This is a genomic window from Curtobacterium sp. AB7 (genome assembly GCF_044909335.1).
Lineage (GTDB): Bacteria > Actinomycetota > Actinomycetes > Actinomycetales > Microbacteriaceae > Curtobacterium.
In genome coordinates, this window is record NZ_JBIYED010000001.1 from 40,927 (window position 1) to 55,519 (window position 14,593).

The 14,593-nt window shown below is 69.9% G+C and carries 20 protein-coding genes and 1 riboswitch; of the genes, 15 read left to right on the forward strand and 5 right to left on the reverse strand.

Annotation, left to right across the window (positions count from 1 at the left end; translation table 11 throughout):
* Positions 1-122: 122 nt before the first annotated feature.
* The 3 genes from ABH929_RS00230 to glyA all read right to left on the reverse strand — a co-directional run bounded on the left by ABH929_RS00230 (position 123) and on the right by glyA (position 3,107).
* Positions 123-626, reverse strand: coding sequence for a hypothetical protein (locus ABH929_RS00230; protein ID WP_404559715.1), 504 nt, complete (start codon positions 624-626; stop codon positions 123-125).
* A 244-nt stretch (positions 627-870) separates the two neighbouring features.
* Positions 871-1,806, reverse strand: a complete 936-nt coding sequence (locus tag ABH929_RS00235) for a bifunctional 5,10-methylenetetrahydrofolate dehydrogenase/5,10-methenyltetrahydrofolate cyclohydrolase (RefSeq protein WP_404559716.1) — start codon at positions 1,804-1,806, stop codon at positions 871-873.
* On the reverse strand, positions 1,803-3,107 hold the full coding sequence (gene glyA, locus ABH929_RS00240; protein WP_404559717.1) for a serine hydroxymethyltransferase: 1,305 nt from the start codon (positions 3,105-3,107) through the stop codon (positions 1,803-1,805). The genes ABH929_RS00235 and glyA overlap by 4 nt, the downstream gene beginning before the upstream one ends.
* Positions 3,108-3,161: 54 nt before the next feature.
* Positions 3,162-3,247, reverse strand: a riboswitch (ZMP/ZTP riboswitch).
* A 37-nt stretch (positions 3,248-3,284) separates the two neighbouring features.
* Here glyA and clpS point away from each other — a divergent pair.
* The 9 genes from clpS (at position 3,285) to nagA (ending at position 9,691) form a co-directional block, all read left to right on the forward strand.
* Entirely contained in the window at positions 3,285-3,590 is a 306-nt protein-coding gene (gene clpS, locus ABH929_RS00245; protein ID WP_185020990.1) for an ATP-dependent Clp protease adapter ClpS, read from the forward strand.
* Positions 3,587-4,063: a DUF2017 family protein gene (locus tag ABH929_RS00250; protein ID WP_404559718.1), complete on the forward strand. Its 477-nt coding sequence runs from the start codon at positions 3,587-3,589 to the stop codon at positions 4,061-4,063. The genes clpS and ABH929_RS00250 overlap by 4 nt, the downstream gene beginning before the upstream one ends.
* Complete coding sequence (locus ABH929_RS00255; RefSeq protein WP_404559719.1) at positions 4,060-4,986, forward strand: GNAT family N-acetyltransferase; 927 nt, start codon at positions 4,060-4,062, stop codon at positions 4,984-4,986. The genes ABH929_RS00250 and ABH929_RS00255 overlap by 4 nt, the downstream gene beginning before the upstream one ends.
* A 76-nt stretch (positions 4,987-5,062) precedes the next feature.
* Positions 5,063-5,488 carry a MarR family winged helix-turn-helix transcriptional regulator gene (locus ABH929_RS00260; protein ID WP_404559720.1) on the forward strand — a complete coding sequence of 142 codons (426 nt, stop codon included), beginning with the start codon at positions 5,063-5,065 and terminating at the stop codon, positions 5,486-5,488.
* Positions 5,489-5,588: 100 nt separating this feature from the next.
* Positions 5,589-6,926, forward strand: coding sequence for an MFS transporter (locus tag ABH929_RS00265; protein ID WP_404559721.1), 1,338 nt, complete (start codon positions 5,589-5,591; stop codon positions 6,924-6,926).
* 62 nt (positions 6,927-6,988) lie between these two features.
* Positions 6,989-7,201, forward strand: coding sequence for a hypothetical protein (locus ABH929_RS00270; protein ID WP_263055186.1), 213 nt, complete (start codon positions 6,989-6,991; stop codon positions 7,199-7,201).
* A 50-nt stretch (positions 7,202-7,251) separates the two neighbouring features.
* Positions 7,252-8,112 (forward strand): formyltetrahydrofolate deformylase, encoded by an 861-nt coding sequence (purU, locus tag ABH929_RS00275; RefSeq protein ID WP_205463260.1) that lies wholly within the window; start codon positions 7,252-7,254, stop codon positions 8,110-8,112.
* An 8-nt stretch (positions 8,113-8,120) separates the two neighbouring features.
* Positions 8,121-8,528, forward strand: a complete 408-nt coding sequence (locus ABH929_RS00280) for a YrdB family protein (protein WP_404559722.1) — start codon at positions 8,121-8,123, stop codon at positions 8,526-8,528.
* Positions 8,525-9,691: an N-acetylglucosamine-6-phosphate deacetylase gene (gene nagA, locus ABH929_RS00285; RefSeq protein WP_404559723.1), complete on the forward strand. Its 1,167-nt coding sequence runs from the start codon at positions 8,525-8,527 to the stop codon at positions 9,689-9,691. The genes ABH929_RS00280 and nagA overlap by 4 nt, the downstream gene beginning before the upstream one ends.
* Before the next feature lie 91 nt (positions 9,692-9,782).
* Here the strand turns inward: nagA and ABH929_RS00290 are convergent, their stop codons facing one another.
* The gene (locus ABH929_RS00290) at positions 9,783-9,986 is read right to left on the reverse strand and encodes a hypothetical protein (protein WP_404559724.1); all 204 of its coding nucleotides are present in this window, start codon (positions 9,984-9,986) and stop codon (positions 9,783-9,785) included.
* Between the two features lie 305 nt (positions 9,987-10,291).
* Here ABH929_RS00290 and ABH929_RS00295 point away from each other — a divergent pair, with 305 nt between their 5' ends.
* From ABH929_RS00295 to ABH929_RS00320, 6 genes are all read left to right on the forward strand, one after another.
* Positions 10,292-10,495: a hypothetical protein gene (locus ABH929_RS00295; RefSeq protein ID WP_404559725.1), complete on the forward strand. Its 204-nt coding sequence runs from the start codon at positions 10,292-10,294 to the stop codon at positions 10,493-10,495.
* Between the two features lie 200 nt (positions 10,496-10,695).
* Complete coding sequence (locus tag ABH929_RS00300; protein WP_404559726.1) at positions 10,696-11,025, forward strand: hypothetical protein; 330 nt, start codon at positions 10,696-10,698, stop codon at positions 11,023-11,025.
* Positions 10,998-12,089, forward strand: coding sequence for a peptidoglycan-binding protein (locus ABH929_RS00305; protein WP_404559727.1), 1,092 nt, complete (start codon positions 10,998-11,000; stop codon positions 12,087-12,089). The genes ABH929_RS00300 and ABH929_RS00305 overlap by 28 nt, the downstream gene beginning before the upstream one ends.
* Positions 12,086-12,721 carry an ABC transporter ATP-binding protein gene (locus ABH929_RS00310; RefSeq protein ID WP_404559728.1) on the forward strand — a complete coding sequence of 212 codons (636 nt, stop codon included), beginning with the start codon at positions 12,086-12,088 and terminating at the stop codon, positions 12,719-12,721. The genes ABH929_RS00305 and ABH929_RS00310 overlap by 4 nt, the downstream gene beginning before the upstream one ends.
* Before the next feature lie 101 nt (positions 12,722-12,822).
* Complete coding sequence (locus tag ABH929_RS00315) at positions 12,823-13,821, forward strand: FtsX-like permease family protein (RefSeq protein ID WP_404559729.1); 999 nt, start codon at positions 12,823-12,825, stop codon at positions 13,819-13,821.
* Positions 13,822-13,910: 89 nt separating this feature from the next.
* Positions 13,911-14,255, forward strand: a complete 345-nt coding sequence (locus tag ABH929_RS00320; RefSeq protein ID WP_404559730.1) for an amidohydrolase family protein — start codon at positions 13,911-13,913, stop codon at positions 14,253-14,255.
* A 5-nt stretch (positions 14,256-14,260) separates the two neighbouring features.
* On the opposite strand, the gene ABH929_RS00325 is transcribed toward ABH929_RS00320, so the two are convergent.
* Positions 14,261-14,563, reverse strand: a complete 303-nt coding sequence (locus ABH929_RS00325; protein WP_404559731.1) for a hypothetical protein — start codon at positions 14,561-14,563, stop codon at positions 14,261-14,263.
* Between the last annotated feature and the right edge of the window lie 30 nt (positions 14,564-14,593).

The window sequence follows — 14,593 nt, forward strand, 5'->3', positions numbered from 1 at the left end:
CCCTGCGCCGAGTCTCGGGCGGGCGCCCGCGAGACTCGGGCTGGGCGACGGTCCTCGCGGCACAGCCTCCGAGAACGGTCGCCTACCGCGAGACTCGGGGCAGCGCAGCCGAGACTCGGGCGTCAGCGCGTCATGTGCCCCGTGGTGACGGTGACGCCGCCCCACGGAAAGCCGTGCGGGTGCAGCACCTCGTGCTGCACCTGGTCCATCACGACCTGGCTCTGCCACACCGTGTAGACCAGCACGCCGACGACGATGCACACCGGGACGGCCAGGTACGCCGAGTACCGGACGATGTCGCCGAGGGCGCGGTGCCCGGAGCGCGCGAGCGTCGGCGGCAGGACGATCCCGACGACGACCACGAGCAGCAGCAGTGCGAGTGCGGCCGGCGCGACGTGCCCCTCGACCTGCACCGTGACCGGCGCGGTCTCGAGGACCTTGCCGCCGTTGTCGATCCAGTTGTCGTCTGCGTCGACCCCGCCGTACCCCGACGACGTGCTCCAGAGCACCAGGTTCGGGGACAGCACCAGTGCGACGATCCCGACGAGTGCGAGTCCCCACGCACGCGGACGCAGTTTCCGACCGGCATGCGCCATCACGGGCGTGGTCTGGACGTTCTCCCCCATGCGGCGACCGTAGCACTGGGGCCGGCTCCGCACCCATCCCCAGAAGGCGCGGGGCGGGGGCGAGCCGCGCCCGGCCGTCTCTGGACGCAACAGCCCCGGCAACGCGACAGAATCCCGCGAACTGTTCGCGGGATTCTGTCGCTTTGGCGGTACGAACGGACGCCGGTACGAACGGACGCCGGTACGGACCGACGGCAGTACGGACGGACGCCAGCAGGCCCGCGCGCCGCACGGCCAGCCGCACCTACTTCAGGTGGCGCTCCGCAGCCTCGACCACGTTCTTCATGAGCATCGCGCGGGTCATCGGCCCGACGCCGCCGGGCACCGGCGACATGAACCCAGCCACGGACGCGACAGCAGGGTCGACGTCCCCGTGCAGTTTCGCCTTGCCCGTCTCGTCGTTCACGACGCGGGTGATGCCCACGTCGATCACGGCCGCGCCGGGCTGCACCCAGTCCGGCTTGACGAGCCCGGCGACCCCGGCTGCCGCGATGACGATGTCGGCGCGACGGCACTCCGCGGCGACGTCCGCCGTCAGGGAGTGGGTCAGGGTGGCGGTGGCCTCGAGCCGGGTGAGCAGCAGACCGAGCGGCCGGCCGACCGTCAGGCCCTGCCCGATGATCGTGACGTGCGCGCCGCGGATCGGGATGTCGTACGCCTCGAGCATCGCGACGATGCCCCGCGGGGTGCAGGGCAGGGGCGCGTCGATCGTGCCGGCGCCACCGGGCACGGCGAGCACGAGCTCACCGAGGTTCGTCGGGTGCAGGCCGTCGGCGTCCTTCGACGGGTCCATCAGCTCGAGCATCGGCGTCGGGTCGATGCCCTCCGGCAGCGGGAGCTGCACGATGAACGCCGTGACCCGGGGGTCGTCGTTCATCTGCAGGATCGCGGCACGGATGTCCGCGGCGGACGCCGTCGCGGGCAGGTCGATGCGGTGCGAGTCGAGTCCGATCTGCGCCGAGTCGCGGTGCTTGCCCGCGACGTAGGACAGCGAACCCGGGTTCTCGCCGACGAGGATCGTGCCGAGCCCCGGACGGATGCCGTGCTCGTGCAGCCGGTCGATGCGGCCGCGCAGTTCGTCGAGGGTCCGGGCGGCGAGGGCGGTGCCGTCGATGCGGACGGCAGTGCCCTCACCAGCCCAGTGCTCGCGCGGGAGCGCAGCAGCCACAGAACCGCTCACGCGTACAGCGGGAACGCGTCGGTCAGGGTCTTCACCCGGGCCGAGAGCGCTGCGATGTCCGGGTTCGGCATGAGGGTCAGCGCGATGATGTCCGCGACCTCGGTGAACTCGGCGTCGCCGAAGCCACGCGTGGCGAGCGCCGACGTGCCGATGCGGACACCCGAGGTGACCATCGGCGGACGCGGGTCGAACGGCACGGAGTTGCGGTTCACGGTGATGCCGACCTCGTGCAGCAGGTCTTCGGCCTGCTTGCCGTCGACCTCGGAGGTGCGCAGGTCGACCAGCACCAAGTGCACGTCGGTGCCACCGGTCAGGACGTCGATGCCGGCCGCGCGGGCGTCCGGCTGCGTGAGCCGATCCGCGAGCAAGCGGGCACCGCGGATGGTGCGCTCCTGGCGGGCCTTGAACTCCGGGGTGCCGGCGAGCAGGAACGCGGTGGCCTTGGCGGCGATCACGTGCATGAGCGGGCCACCCTGCTGACCCGGGAAGACCGCGGAGTTCAGCTTCTTGAACAGCGTCTCGTCGTTGGACAGGATGATGCCCGAGCGGGGGCCGCCGAGGGTCTTGTGCACGGTCGACGAGACGACGTGGGCGTGCGGGACCGGGGACGGGTGCAGACCGGCGGCGACGAGGCCGGCGAAGTGCGCCATGTCGACCCAGAGCTTCGCGCCGACCTCGTCCGCGATCTCGCGGAACTTCGCGAAGTCGAGCTGGCGCGGGTACGCGGACCAGCCGGCGATGAGGACCTTCGGCTGGTGCTCGATGGCCTTCGCGCGGATGTCGTCGTAGTCGACCTCGAACGTCTCGGGGTCGACGCCGTACGCGACGGCGTTGTAGATGCGGCCGGAGAAGTTGAGCTTCATGCCGTGGGTCAGGTGACCGCCGTGCGCGAGCTCGAGGCCGAGGATCGTGTCGCCGGCCGACGCGATGGCGTGCAGGACGGCCGCGTTCGCGGTCGCACCCGAGTGCGGCTGCACGTTGGCGTACTCGGCACCGAAGAGCGCCTTGGCGCGGTCGATGGCGAGCTGCTCGGCGACGTCGACGTACTCGCAGCCACCGTAGTAGCGCTTGCCCGGGTAGCCCTCGGCGTACTTGTTGGTGAGGACGGAGCCCTGGGACTCGAGCACGGCACGCGGAACGAAGTTCTCGGACGCGATCATCTCGAGGGTGTCGCGCTGACGGCCGAGCTCCTGCTGCAGGACGGCGGCGATCTCGGGGTCGACCTCGGTGAGCGGGGCGTTGAAGGCTGCGCGGTCGGTGTCGACGGAGCCGTCGACGGCGGGCAGATCGGTGATGGACACGGTTCTCCTACGTGGGTTGGCGACGACCGGTGAGGTCGCGCACGGACGATCGGTCGGTGCAGCCCAGGCGTACGGCCGCGCACCGTGTCAGGTGTCGCTCCCCGATGGTGACCCATCCAACGCCAGTCGCGACGTGACGATCGTACCGAGCCGCCCGCCCTGTGTCACCCTGGATGCATGACGCTGACCTCGCCCGACGTGGACGAACGGACCACCCCGGACGAACGCACCAGTGCCCGCGCGGACACCCCGTGGGTCACCGTCGTGTGGGACGACCCGGTGAACCTGATGTCCTACGTCACCTACGTCTTCCAGCGGCACTTCGGCTTCGGACGCGAGCAGGCGGAGCGACTCATGCACCAGGTCGACACCGAGGGTCGGGCCATCGTGGCGACGGGTCCGCGCGAGGCGATGGAGGCCCACGTCCAGTCGATGCACGGCTACGGCCTGCAGGCGACCGTCGACAAGGCCCCCGAAGCGTGATCCCCTTCGTCCGCCGGGCCGACGGCGTCCACCTCGGCATGTCCTCCGGCGAGCGCGGGTTGCTCACGTCCCTGACCGAGCAGCTGCGCCAGGTGCTCGACGGCGACCTGACGGCGGACCCGGTGGCGGCACGGATGTTCCCGGACGCCTACCCGGACGACGACGACGCCAGCGCGGAGTTCCGGAAGTACACGCAGTCGGACCTGCTGGCGCAGAAGACCACGAACGCGACGACCGTGCACGAGTGGCTGACGGGGACCCGCGACGGCGCGCTCGGCCCGGAGGACGAGCAGGCGTGGCTCCGCACGCTGACCGACCTGCGGCTGACGATCGCCGACCGCCTCGGGATCGTCGACGCCGACGACGACGAGCGTTCCGTCGAGGCCGACGCGGCCGTCGGCCTGCGCGACGTCTACGACTGGCTCGGCTACGTGCAGGAGCACCTGATCACGACGATGACCGACCCGCGGTGACGGTCGCCTTCCGCGCGACCACCGAGGACGACCGGGAGGCCCTGCTCGCGTTCTCGACGTCGGAACCGGTCGCGTGGATCGGTCCGGACCGGTACCGTGCCGAGTCCGGCACGGACAACTACCGCCCGGGGTGGTCGTGGCTGGCCGAGCGCGACGGCCGTCCGGTGGCACGGGCGCTCTGGTGGGGTGGCGCGGACGCCGAGGTGCCGTCGACCCTCGACGACCTGCTGGTGGCTCCGGACGTGCCCGACGGCGATCGGGTGGCGATCGCAGCCGGGCTGATCACCGCGGGGACCGCTGCGTTCGGCGCGCGGCCGGAGTGGATCGTCGACGTCGCGGTGGACTGGCACGACGACCCCGAGGCCGTCGCCGCGGTGTCGTGGCGCGCGGCGGCCGCCCGCTCGGCGGGGCTCGGACGGTCGACGGAGCGGGTGAGTGTGGCGTGGACGCCGGATCGCGAGCTGCCGGCGCCGTCCTCGCTGCGCTTCCGGTCCGGTGGCGACGACGAGTTCGGGGACCTGTTCGCCCGCGTCGCGGTGGGGAGCCTCGACGCCCACACCGTTGCGTCGGTTGACGAACTCGGCCCGCGGGGCGCCGCCGCCGACGACCTCGAGTTCTACCGCTCGCTGCCGGGGTCGCGTGACGACTGGCGGGTCGCGCTCGACCCCGACGGCCTGGTGGTCGGGTTCGTCCTGGCGACGCGGACGGCGTACGACGCGGCGGTCAGCTTCATCGGCGTGCTGCCGCAGCACCGGGGGCGCGGTGTGGTCGACGGGCTGCTCGCCGAGGGGCTGCGCGTGCACGCAGAGGCCGGGGAGCCGAAGGTGGTCGGCACGACGGACGCGGCGAACACCCCGATGCGCCGGGCGTTCGAACGGGCCGGCTTCGTGGTGACGAAGCGCCGCATCGTGTTCGAGCGCTGAGCCGATCCGGAGCGGCGAACCCGGAACTCGCAAGGCAGACTTGCAAGTCGTGCTGTCGAAGTAGTACCGTGCCGGTATGGAATCACCCGATCCGACCGCGCTCGCCGGTGACCTGCTGACGCTGTACGGCCGGATCCGTCGCACGCTGCTGACCGGCAAGGCCGACGAGGTCACGGCGTCCCAGACCGCCGCGCTCGGCCGCCTGCTGCGCCACGGCGAGAGCACGGTCGCCGAGCTCGCCCGCGCCGAGGGCGTCCGGCCGCAGTCGATGGGCGCCACCGTCCAGGCGCTCGAGGACCTCGGCCTCGTCGAACGGCGTCCGGACCCCGCTGACGGCCGCCGTGCGCTCGTCCGCGCGACCGACCAGGGCGCCCGTGCCCGCGAGGACGCCTGGACCACGCGCACCCGCGTCCTGACCGACCGGCTCGCCGCGCTGCCCGACGCCGACCGCGACACCGTCGCCCGAGCGATCGCGATCCTCGCCCCGCTCACCGAACGCTGACCCCGGAAGAAGCACTCCCACGTCCACCTCGACCACTCCCACCCCCGTCGTCGCCCCGGGCAGCACCGGCACCGGCTTCGGCCCGAAGCTCCTCATCCCGGTGCTCGTCGGGCCGCTGCTCAACCCGATCAACACCACGATGGTGTCCGTCGCGCTCACGCCGATCTCCCGCGACCTGAGGATCGGCGCGGCGCAGGCGATCTGGCTCGTCGCCGCCCTGTACCTGGCGAGTGCGATCGCGCAGCCGACGATGGGCAAGCTCGCCGACCGCTTCGGCCCGAAGAAGGTGTTCCTGACCGGGCTCGTGATCGTCGGCGTCGCCGGGGTGGTACCCGAGTTCCTGACCGGCTTCGGCGGCGCGCTGTTCGCCCGCGTGCTCATCGGCATCGGGACCTCGTCGGCGTACCCGGCGGCACTCACCACCCTGCGACAGCACTCGGCACGGATCGGGAAGCCGACCCCGCCGCTCGTGCTCGGGGCACTGTCGATCACCTCGCTCGTGTCGGCGGCGGCCGGGCCGCCCCTCGGCGGTGCGCTGATCGCCGCGTTCGGCTGGCACGCGATCTTCCTGGTGAACGTGCCCCTGGCGGCGTTCGGCATCGTCGTGGCATCGATGTGGCTGCCGTCCGACCGTCTCCGTCCCCGTGACGACGAGGCCCTGCCCGTCCTGCAGGCGCTCGACCCGTTCGGCATGCTGCTCATGACGGGCGCCGTCTCCGCGCTGCTCGTGTTCCTGCTCGACCTGTCCGCCGGGCTGTGGTGGCTGCTCGCGGTGGCGATCGTGCTGCTCGTCGGCCTGGTGCTCTGGGAGCTGCGGGCGGTCCGGCCGTTCGTGGACGTCCGGATGCTCGCGCAGAACGGCGCCCTGTCGCGCACCTACGTCCGGCTCTTCCTGACCTACCTGCTCGCGTACACGATGACCTACGGGTTCTCGCAGTGGGTGCAGGACGTCGCCGGGTACTCGAGCGACGTCGCCGGGTACATCCAGCTGCCCGCCGCGATCGTGGCCGGGATCGCGTCGTTCGTCGTCGCCCGGAAGACCGCCGTGCGCGGACCCCTGATCGTCGCGGCCGTGGTGCCGATCGTCGGCGGGGCACTCCTGCTCTTCCTGCACACCGGGTCGCCGGTCGTGCTGCTCGCGCTGGCGCCAGCGCTGTTCGGCGTCCCGCAGGCCCTGGCGTCGGTGTCGAACCAGGCGGCGCTGTACCGGCTCGTGCCCGCGGCGTACATCGGCACCGCGGCCGGGCTGTCCCGCACGGCGGTGTACATCGGGGCGATCGGGGCCTCGTCGCTCATCGGTGGTGTGTTCGGCCAGGCCCCGACCACACCGGACCTGCACGTGCTGGCGTGGGTGATCCTCGGCGTCGCGGTGCTCCTGACGGTGCTGACCCTGGCCGATCGCCGCCTCCGCACTGCGGCCGCCATGCCCGCTTCGTGAGCGGATCCGGTCCGACGCACCCGCGCGTCGGTAGCGTCGGTAGCGTCGGTAGCGTCGGGGTCATGACGCACGGCGGCGGGTTCAGCAGCGACACCAGACCAGGCGCGATCTGGAACGTGGTGATCTGCGGCATCATCTGCATCGCGGCACCGGTCTTCACGATCGTCAACGCGAACCGAGGCACCTTCTACGTCACCATGGGCATCGTCGTGACGGTGCTCGCGATCGGCATGGAGGTCTACTTCGTCCGACGCCTCCGCGCCCGCCGCCGCTGACGTCCGGCGCCCCGCACCGGCCTCATCGCCGCGCCCGGTACCCTGATCCGGTGACCGACCCGACCCCCACGCACTGGACCCTGACGCTCGTCTGCGACGACCAGCCCGGGATCGTGCACGCCGTCTCCGGAGCGGTCGTCGCCGCCAACGGCAACATCACCGAGTCGCAGCAGTTCTCGAGCGTCGACACGAACACGTTCTTCATGCGCCTGCAGGTCATGGCGCCGGTGGACCGCGCGACCTTCGAGGCGGCCCTCGCCCCCGTCGCCGCCCGCTACGACGCCCGCGTCCAGCTCGACGTCGTCGGTCGCCCGCTGCGCACCCTCGTCCTCGTGTCGAAGGCCGGCCACTGCCTCAACGACCTGCTCTACCGCCAGCGCGGCGGGCAGCTGCCGATCGAGGTCCCCCTCGTGCTGTCCAACCACCCGGACCTGTCCGAGCTCGCGTCGTTCTACTCGGTGCCGTTCGAGCACCGGCCCGTCACCGACGCGGACAGCAAGGCGGCCATGGAGCGCCGCGTGCTCGAGGCGGTCGAGGAGCACGACATCGAACTCGTCGTCCTCGCCCGCTACATGCAGATCCTGTCGCCGGAGCTCTGCGCGGCGCTCGAAGGCCGTGCGGTCAACATCCACCACTCGTTCCTGCCCGGCTTCAAGGGCGCGAACCCCTACCGCCAGGCGCATGCCCGCGGCGTGAAGCTCATCGGCGCGACGGCCCACTTCGTCACGAGCGACCTCGACGAGGGCCCGATCATCGAGCAGAACGTCGTGCGCGTCGACCACACGAAGGACCCCGCCGAGCTGGTCTCCATCGGTCAGGACGAAGAGTCCCGCACCCTCACCCAGGCGGTGCGCTGGATCGCCGAGGACCGCGTCCTGCTCGACGGCGCCCGCACCATCATCTTCAAGTAGGCAGCACCATGACGAACGCCCCGCAGTCCCCCGTCGACTGGGAAGCAGTCCCAGGCCCATCCCCCGCCGGCAGGCAGCGACGGCCGTTCGATGCCTGGCGCGTGCTCCGCGTCCTGGTCTGCACGTTCGGTCTGCTCTCCCTGGCCTTCTGGGGGTACTGGTCGTGGCAGCTCCCCCTGCCCGGGTACGTGTTCATGGTCGGCGCCCCACTGTTCGCGGCCGTCGTCTGGTACTTCTTCCGCTCGCCGGCGTCGCCGATCGAGACCGACATCGTCGGCAAGACGATCGTCGAGGTCGCGTTGGTCATCGCCGCGGGCGCGACCTGGATCTCCATCGGCCACCCGGTCGTGGGCTTCGTCTTCATCGTGATCGCCGCCCTGAGCGGCGTGATCGCGTTCCGCAGGGAGACCGCATGACCGCCACGGGCCTCCAGGCCGGCCGGGAGGCCCGGCGCACCCTGGTGCGCGCATCCCGCGTCGTCGACGCGGCCGGGTCCACGGCGGACGGCTGGGTCCTGCTCACCGGTGACGTGGTGCACGCGGTCGGCGCCGGCCCCGAAGCCCCCACGGCGGACCAGGTCGTCGACCTGGGCGACGCGGTCCTGACGCCCGGGTTCATCGACCTGCACGGGCACGGCGGTGCGACCGAGTCCTACGAGGACGACTCCTTCGCCGAGTCGCTGGCCGTCCACCGGGCGCACGGCACGACCAGGTCGGTCCTGTCCCTCGTCGCGAACCCGGTCCCCACCCTCGCGCAGTCGCTCGCGCGGATCCGTTCGGTGATGGCGACCGACCCGCTCGTGCTCGGCGTGCACCTGGAGGGGCCGTTCCTGTCCCCGCACAACAAGGGCGCCCACAACGAGTCGTTCCTCATCGACCCGTCACCCGCAGCGGTCGACGCGCTGCTCGAGGCCGGCGAGGGCGTCATCCGTCAGGTCACCATCGCGCCGGAACTGCCGGGCGCGCTCGACGCCGTCCGCCGGTTCGTCGCCGCCGGGGTCACCGTCGCCGTCGGCCACACCGTCGGCACCTACGACCAGGCCCGTGCCGCGTTCGACGCCGGTGCGACGCTGCTGACCCACGCGTTCAACGCCATGCCAGGGCTGCACCACCGCGCGCCGGGGCCGATCGGTGCCGCGGTGGCCGACGGCCGCGTGACCCTCGAGCTCATCCTCGACGCGGTGCACGTGCACCCGGTCGTCGCGGACACCCTGCTCCGCGCTGCCCCGGGCCGGGTGGCACTCATCACCGACGCCATGGGGGCCGCGGGCGCTGTCGACGGCTCGTACCGGCTGGGATCGCTCGACGTCACCGTGACGGACGGCGTCGCGCACGTCGCCGGGACCGACACCATCGCGGGGTCGACGTTGACGCAGGACGTGGCGTTGCGGAACGCGGTCTCGCTCGCCGGACGGACGCTGCCCGAGGCCGTCGCGGCGCTGACGAGCGTGCCGGCCGGGGCGCTGGGGCTCGGCGACCGACTGGGGCGGCTCGCGCCCGGGTACGCGGCCGACCTCGTGGCGCTGTCACCGGCGCTCGAGGTGCAGCGGGTGTGGGGCGGCGGGCGCGAGCTGCGCTGACCCGGTCACCGCCGGGCGAGTGCTCCCGCGACGAGCCGGAGCAGCAGGGCGACCGTGCCGACCACGGCGACGGCGCACCCGACGACGACGATCACGAATCGGACGGCGACACGAACACCGCAGCGATGAGCAGCAGCACCCGGATCCAGGTCGTCGCGCGGAGCGCGGCCGGTACCCAGGCGCGATGGTTCGGCGTCGCGGGCCGGGCTTTGGCGCCCTCGGTCTTCCAGTCGGCGAGTTCGGACCCGGTGTCCCTGGGCGATCGTAGGGGGCGGCCACGCGCATGCGTCAGCACATTCCGCAATGTCGCTCGTTCCCTCGACGGGGTGATAGCCCGCTTACGAAACACACCTCCTTCCGTGGCATCGACACGCCCGCGATGCTCTGATCTTGCACATATCACGCTCTGGATAGATCATGTCAGAAGCTCGACACTGAGGTCGGATGTGAGAGGGAGTAATGATCACGAAGATTGTGTTCAGCGTGGCCGCCACGGCCGCCTTGATGCTAGGCCTGCTTGCGGCCCCATCGATTGCGAACGCGGCGCAGGCTGGTACCGGAAAGCTCAACTGTCAGCCCAGCGGCAAAGAGGTGCACACCGTGTCGAACTCGAGGGGCAACGTGCGACACGACATCTACGGTGCGAAGGGCCACTCAACGCCGTGGGCCCACACGAACTCGGTGACGATGGGGTACTCCTCGACGTACGCAAGCTGGGACTCGCACCACGTCTGGGAGTACTACTCCAACGGCGGCAAGGTGTTCGGTTCCGCCATCAAGTCAGCGTCGGTGCGATGCCGATGAGCCTGGTCAGGCAGGCGCGTCGAGGTGCCGCCGGGGTCCTTGCGCTCTGCGCCGCCGTCACCTTGGGTGGGTGCACCACAACCGGATCCACGCCGTCCGCAGACACCACCTCAGCGGTGAGTGGCGTCCGCAGCAAATTTCCGGAACCCGTCGATCTTGCGGAGGCGCGAGCAAAATGTCTGGCTGAGGCAGGATGGGCAGTGTCGGTCCAGGACGACACATCGATCAGTGTCGACCTCAAACCGGGTACCGAGGCCGACTACCGCCACGATGATGAGCGGTGTCTGAAGCGACTCGGCATCGATCCTGATGCGTCTCCGTCACGGACGCAGCTCATGCAGGCGTACGAGGCGTCGGTGCAGGGCGCAGCGTGTCTCCGCGACGGTGGTTGGACGATCTCGACTACGCCGACCTTCGACACCTTCGAGGACCAATACGACTCCAACCCTTGGTACCCGTGGGCAGAGGTCCCAGAAGAGGACTTCGCTGAGGCGGCAAGATCATGCCCGACGCCGGAACCGACCTACTAGTCAGTGGACGTGCGGCTCCGAAGTGGCCGACGGTGGTGATGATCGCTGCCGCCTCCGTGACACTCGGAATTGTGCTCTTGTCGTTGTGGCGTATTCAGACCGAAGTTGCTCCGTCCCCGACGGCGCAGCCTTACACCGTCGCCACGGCACGCGCGGGGGTCGTTGGCCAGTCCGCCGCGATCCGAGCTGAGGTACGTTGGGGCCGGGCTCCGGTCGCGCGCAACCTCGTGACCGGAACGGTGACCTCCGTTGCGCTCGAAGACACCGCGATGGCGCACAACGGGCAGGAGCTCTACTCAGTCGACCTCCGCCCCGTCCACGTGGCGGCCGGATCGACACCGGCCTTCCGGGACCTCGAAGAGGGAATGACCGGTCCGGACGTCCGGCAACTGCAGGCGATGCTCGCCGTCCAGGGATGGCTGCGCTCCTCTCCTGACGGAATCTTCGGCCCTTCAACGAAATCTGCTGTGAGGAATTGGCAACTATCCGATGGCGAGAAGGCGACTGGCGCCGTCGCCAGAGGCCGCGTGCTGTTCGTGCCTACGCTCCCCGCACGGCTGTCGCTGGACCGGCAAAGTGTCAGTGTGGGCGCGCTACTCGCCGGGAACGAGCCAGCGGTGATCGAACTCGCTACGGACCCACAGATTGAAGCTGCGCTCTCAGCGGACCTTCTTGCCCGCGTTCAAGATGGCGCAAGGTCGACGCTCGCCGCGGAGGGATCGACCTGGACAGGTGTGATCCGCTCCACGGAAGTCGGTCAGGACGGAACCGGCAAGGCCGTTCTCGGCCAGAAGGATGGCTCGTCGTGTGGCGAACAATGCCCGTTCGTACCCGGATCGGAGGACTCTGTGCAGGTCCGAGGAGAAGTCGTTCTTGTCCCACGTACTCAAGGCACAGTCGTACCCGTTGCCGCCATACGTTCGGCAGGCACCGATAGATACGTTGTCGATGCGAGGGGGCATCGTCACCCTGTGACCATCCTCGCGTCCGCATCTGGACGAGCTGTCGTCGACGGCATCGAGCCCCGAATGCGGGTGCGGATCAGTGCGGAAACGTCCGAATGATCCGTGTGGAAGATGTCTCCCATTCCTACGACCGCCGCCAACCGATCATCAACCACATCTCGACCTCGTTCAACATCGGAGAGATGGTCGCACTCACGGGTCCCTCTGGTCGGGGCAAATCGACATTGCTGTTCATCATCGGCCTGCTCCTCAAGCCGACGAACGGCACCTTGTTGGTTGCTGGACGAGATACCGCGCGGATTTCAGACAGACAACGTTCGATGATGCGAGCAGAAGCATTTGGCTACCTGTTCCAGGACGCCGCGCTCGACCCGAGTCGGACCGTCCTTGCGAACGTCACCGAGCCGGCCCTCTACGCGCAAGCGACGCGCCGCAAGCAGCTGCGAAGCGACGCGTTAGATCTTCTCGGGTCCCTCGGAGTCGATCAGCGCGCGGACGCGCTCCCCAGGCAGATCTCGGGAGGCCAGGCACAACGAATCGCACTCGTTCGTGCCCTGATTCTGCGCCCACCGATCATCGTTGCAGACGAGCCCACAGCGAGTCTCGACAGCGAAAGCGCTGCGGCAGTCGTCGACACGCTGAACGCGTACAGCCGAGCGGGAAACACCGTGATCGTCGCCACTCATGACCAGCGTGTGATCCGAGCGAGCACTCGCGAGGTCCGATTGTGATCTTGGCCTGGTCACTGACCTGCTCAGAGGTCGCTGTCATCGCTCGGACGAAGTGGCTCCTTTCGAGCATCATTGCTTTGATAACCGCAGCAGGGCTCGGGATGACGATGATCGCAACAGCGCAGAGCTCGAGCCTCGCCACCTCGGTACTCGCCGAGCTCGCCAGCGTTGAAGCACGAACCATCACCGTTCAGGGCGCGCTCGAGGATCAACTTCCCTCAAGCACGTTGGCAGTACTCGACGGCGTGGATGGGGTCGAGTCAGCGGTCGCATCGGGACCCGCCACGGACGTGACGAACCGAGCCATACCAGGTGGAGCGGCGGTACCGAGCCGTCGCATCTGGACGTGCAACTGGTCGCAGCTCGGCCTGCCCGAGCCGCCACGCGGTGACGCGGATGCCTCTGCGTTCGCCAGCAAGGATGCGGTCGCCCTGCTCGGAATCGGCTCGCTCCCCGCCACGGTCGTGAACGGGTCCGGCTCGACCAACACCGTCGTTGGACACCTCGACCCGTCCCGAGCGGCAGCCAGCGGACTAACCGGACTCGTTGTCCCGACTCCCGATTCCCGTCCCGGAAACGTTACGCGGATCGTCGTCGTCGCCCGCTCGGCTGAACACGTCGCTTCACTGGCGCGCGTCATGCGCGCCGCGCTTCCGAGTGATCCGTCGCCCACGGTCCGGATTCGTACCAGCGACACCGTCGCGCAACTGTCGAGCTTCATCGGAATACAACTTGATTCCTTCAGCAGAAGCCTGATCCTGAGCGCGATTGTCGGCTCGGGAATGTTGGTGGCGATCGTTCAAGCCGGGCTCGTGCTCCTGCAGCGGAAGGATTTCGGGAGAAGACGCGCACTCGGCGCGTCCCGGCTGATGATCATCGCGCTCATCGCCGGACACACTCTGGCCGCATCCGCAACCGGAGCCGCCCTTGGGGGCATCATGACCATCATCGGACTGCGCTTCTCGGAACTCTCCGTTCCACCCGGAGAACTCGCCCTCGCGTTTGCAGCCATCTTGGTGACCGTCACTGTTGGACTCGCGCTGATCCCCGCAGCAGTCGCCTCCAACCTCGATCCCGCGTCGGAGATGCGATCACCGTAGATACGACGTGATCACCCACCGGAGCGCGTGCGCGTCCACCGCATCGTGACCGGCACCTTCTCGGTCCCGACAGCCGCGCTCCGAGCCGGGTGGCGCTCATCACCGATGCGATGGGTGCTGCCGGCGCGGCCGACGGGTCCTACCGGCTCGGGTCGCTCGACGTCACCGTGACCGACGGTGTGGCGCACGTCGCCGGCACCGACACCATCGCCGGGTCGACGTTGACGCAGGACGTAGCGTTGCGGAACGCGATCTCGCTCGCCGGACGGACGCTGCCCGAGGCCGTCGCAGCGCTGACGAGCGTGCCGGCTGCGGCGCTGGGGCTCGGCGACCGGCTGGGGCGGCTCGCACCGGGGTCCGCGGCCGACCTCGTGGCGCTGTCACCGGCGCTCGAGGTGCAGCGGGTGTGGGGCGGCGGGCACGAGCTGCGCTGACCCGATCAGCGCCGGGCGAGCGCTCCTGCCACGAGCCGGAGCAGCAGGGCGACCGCGCCGACCACGGCGACGGCGACCCCGATGACGACCACGATCACGAGTCGGGCGAGGGCGTGCGCCGCGGTCTCGTCCTCGCGCAGGCCGATGTACGACGCACCCACGAACACGAACGTCGCGGCGACGAGCAGCAGCACACCGATCCAGGTCGTGGCGCGGAGCGCGAGCGGTGCTGGTACCCGGTTGCGGTCGTCCGGTGTCGTCGGTCGGGCCTTGGCGCCCTCGGTCTCCCAGTCGGCGAGTTCGGTCATGGTGTTCCCCCCTGTCAGGTCGATCGCAGG

What these genes read in the sequence shown, in the direction of transcription:
- ABH929_RS00260 (WP_404559720.1), top strand. Translation starts at nt 5,063, where the DNA reads ATGGAATCACCCGATCCGACCGCGCTCGCCGGTGACCTGCTGACGCTG.
- ABH929_RS00325 (WP_404559731.1), bottom strand. Translation starts at nt 14,563, where the DNA reads ATGACCGAACTCGCCGACTGGGAGACCGAGGGCGCCAAGGCCCGACCG.
- ABH929_RS00310 (WP_404559728.1), top strand. Translation starts at nt 12,086, where the DNA reads ATGATCCGTGTGGAAGATGTCTCCCATTCCTACGACCGCCGCCAACCG.
- clpS (WP_185020990.1), top strand. Translation starts at nt 3,285, where the DNA reads ATGACGCTGACCTCGCCCGACGTGGACGAACGGACCACCCCGGACGAA.
- ABH929_RS00280 (WP_404559722.1), top strand. Translation starts at nt 8,121, where the DNA reads ATGACGAACGCCCCGCAGTCCCCCGTCGACTGGGAAGCAGTCCCAGGC.
- ABH929_RS00270 (WP_263055186.1), top strand. Translation starts at nt 6,989, where the DNA reads ATGACGCACGGCGGCGGGTTCAGCAGCGACACCAGACCAGGCGCGATC.
- ABH929_RS00315 (WP_404559729.1), top strand. Translation starts at nt 12,823, where the DNA reads ATGACGATGATCGCAACAGCGCAGAGCTCGAGCCTCGCCACCTCGGTA.
- ABH929_RS00305 (WP_404559727.1), top strand. Translation starts at nt 10,998, where the DNA reads ATGCCCGACGCCGGAACCGACCTACTAGTCAGTGGACGTGCGGCTCCG.
- ABH929_RS00230 (WP_404559715.1), bottom strand. Translation starts at nt 626, where the DNA reads ATGGGGGAGAACGTCCAGACCACGCCCGTGATGGCGCATGCCGGTCGG.
- nagA (WP_404559723.1), top strand. Translation starts at nt 8,525, where the DNA reads ATGACCGCCACGGGCCTCCAGGCCGGCCGGGAGGCCCGGCGCACCCTG.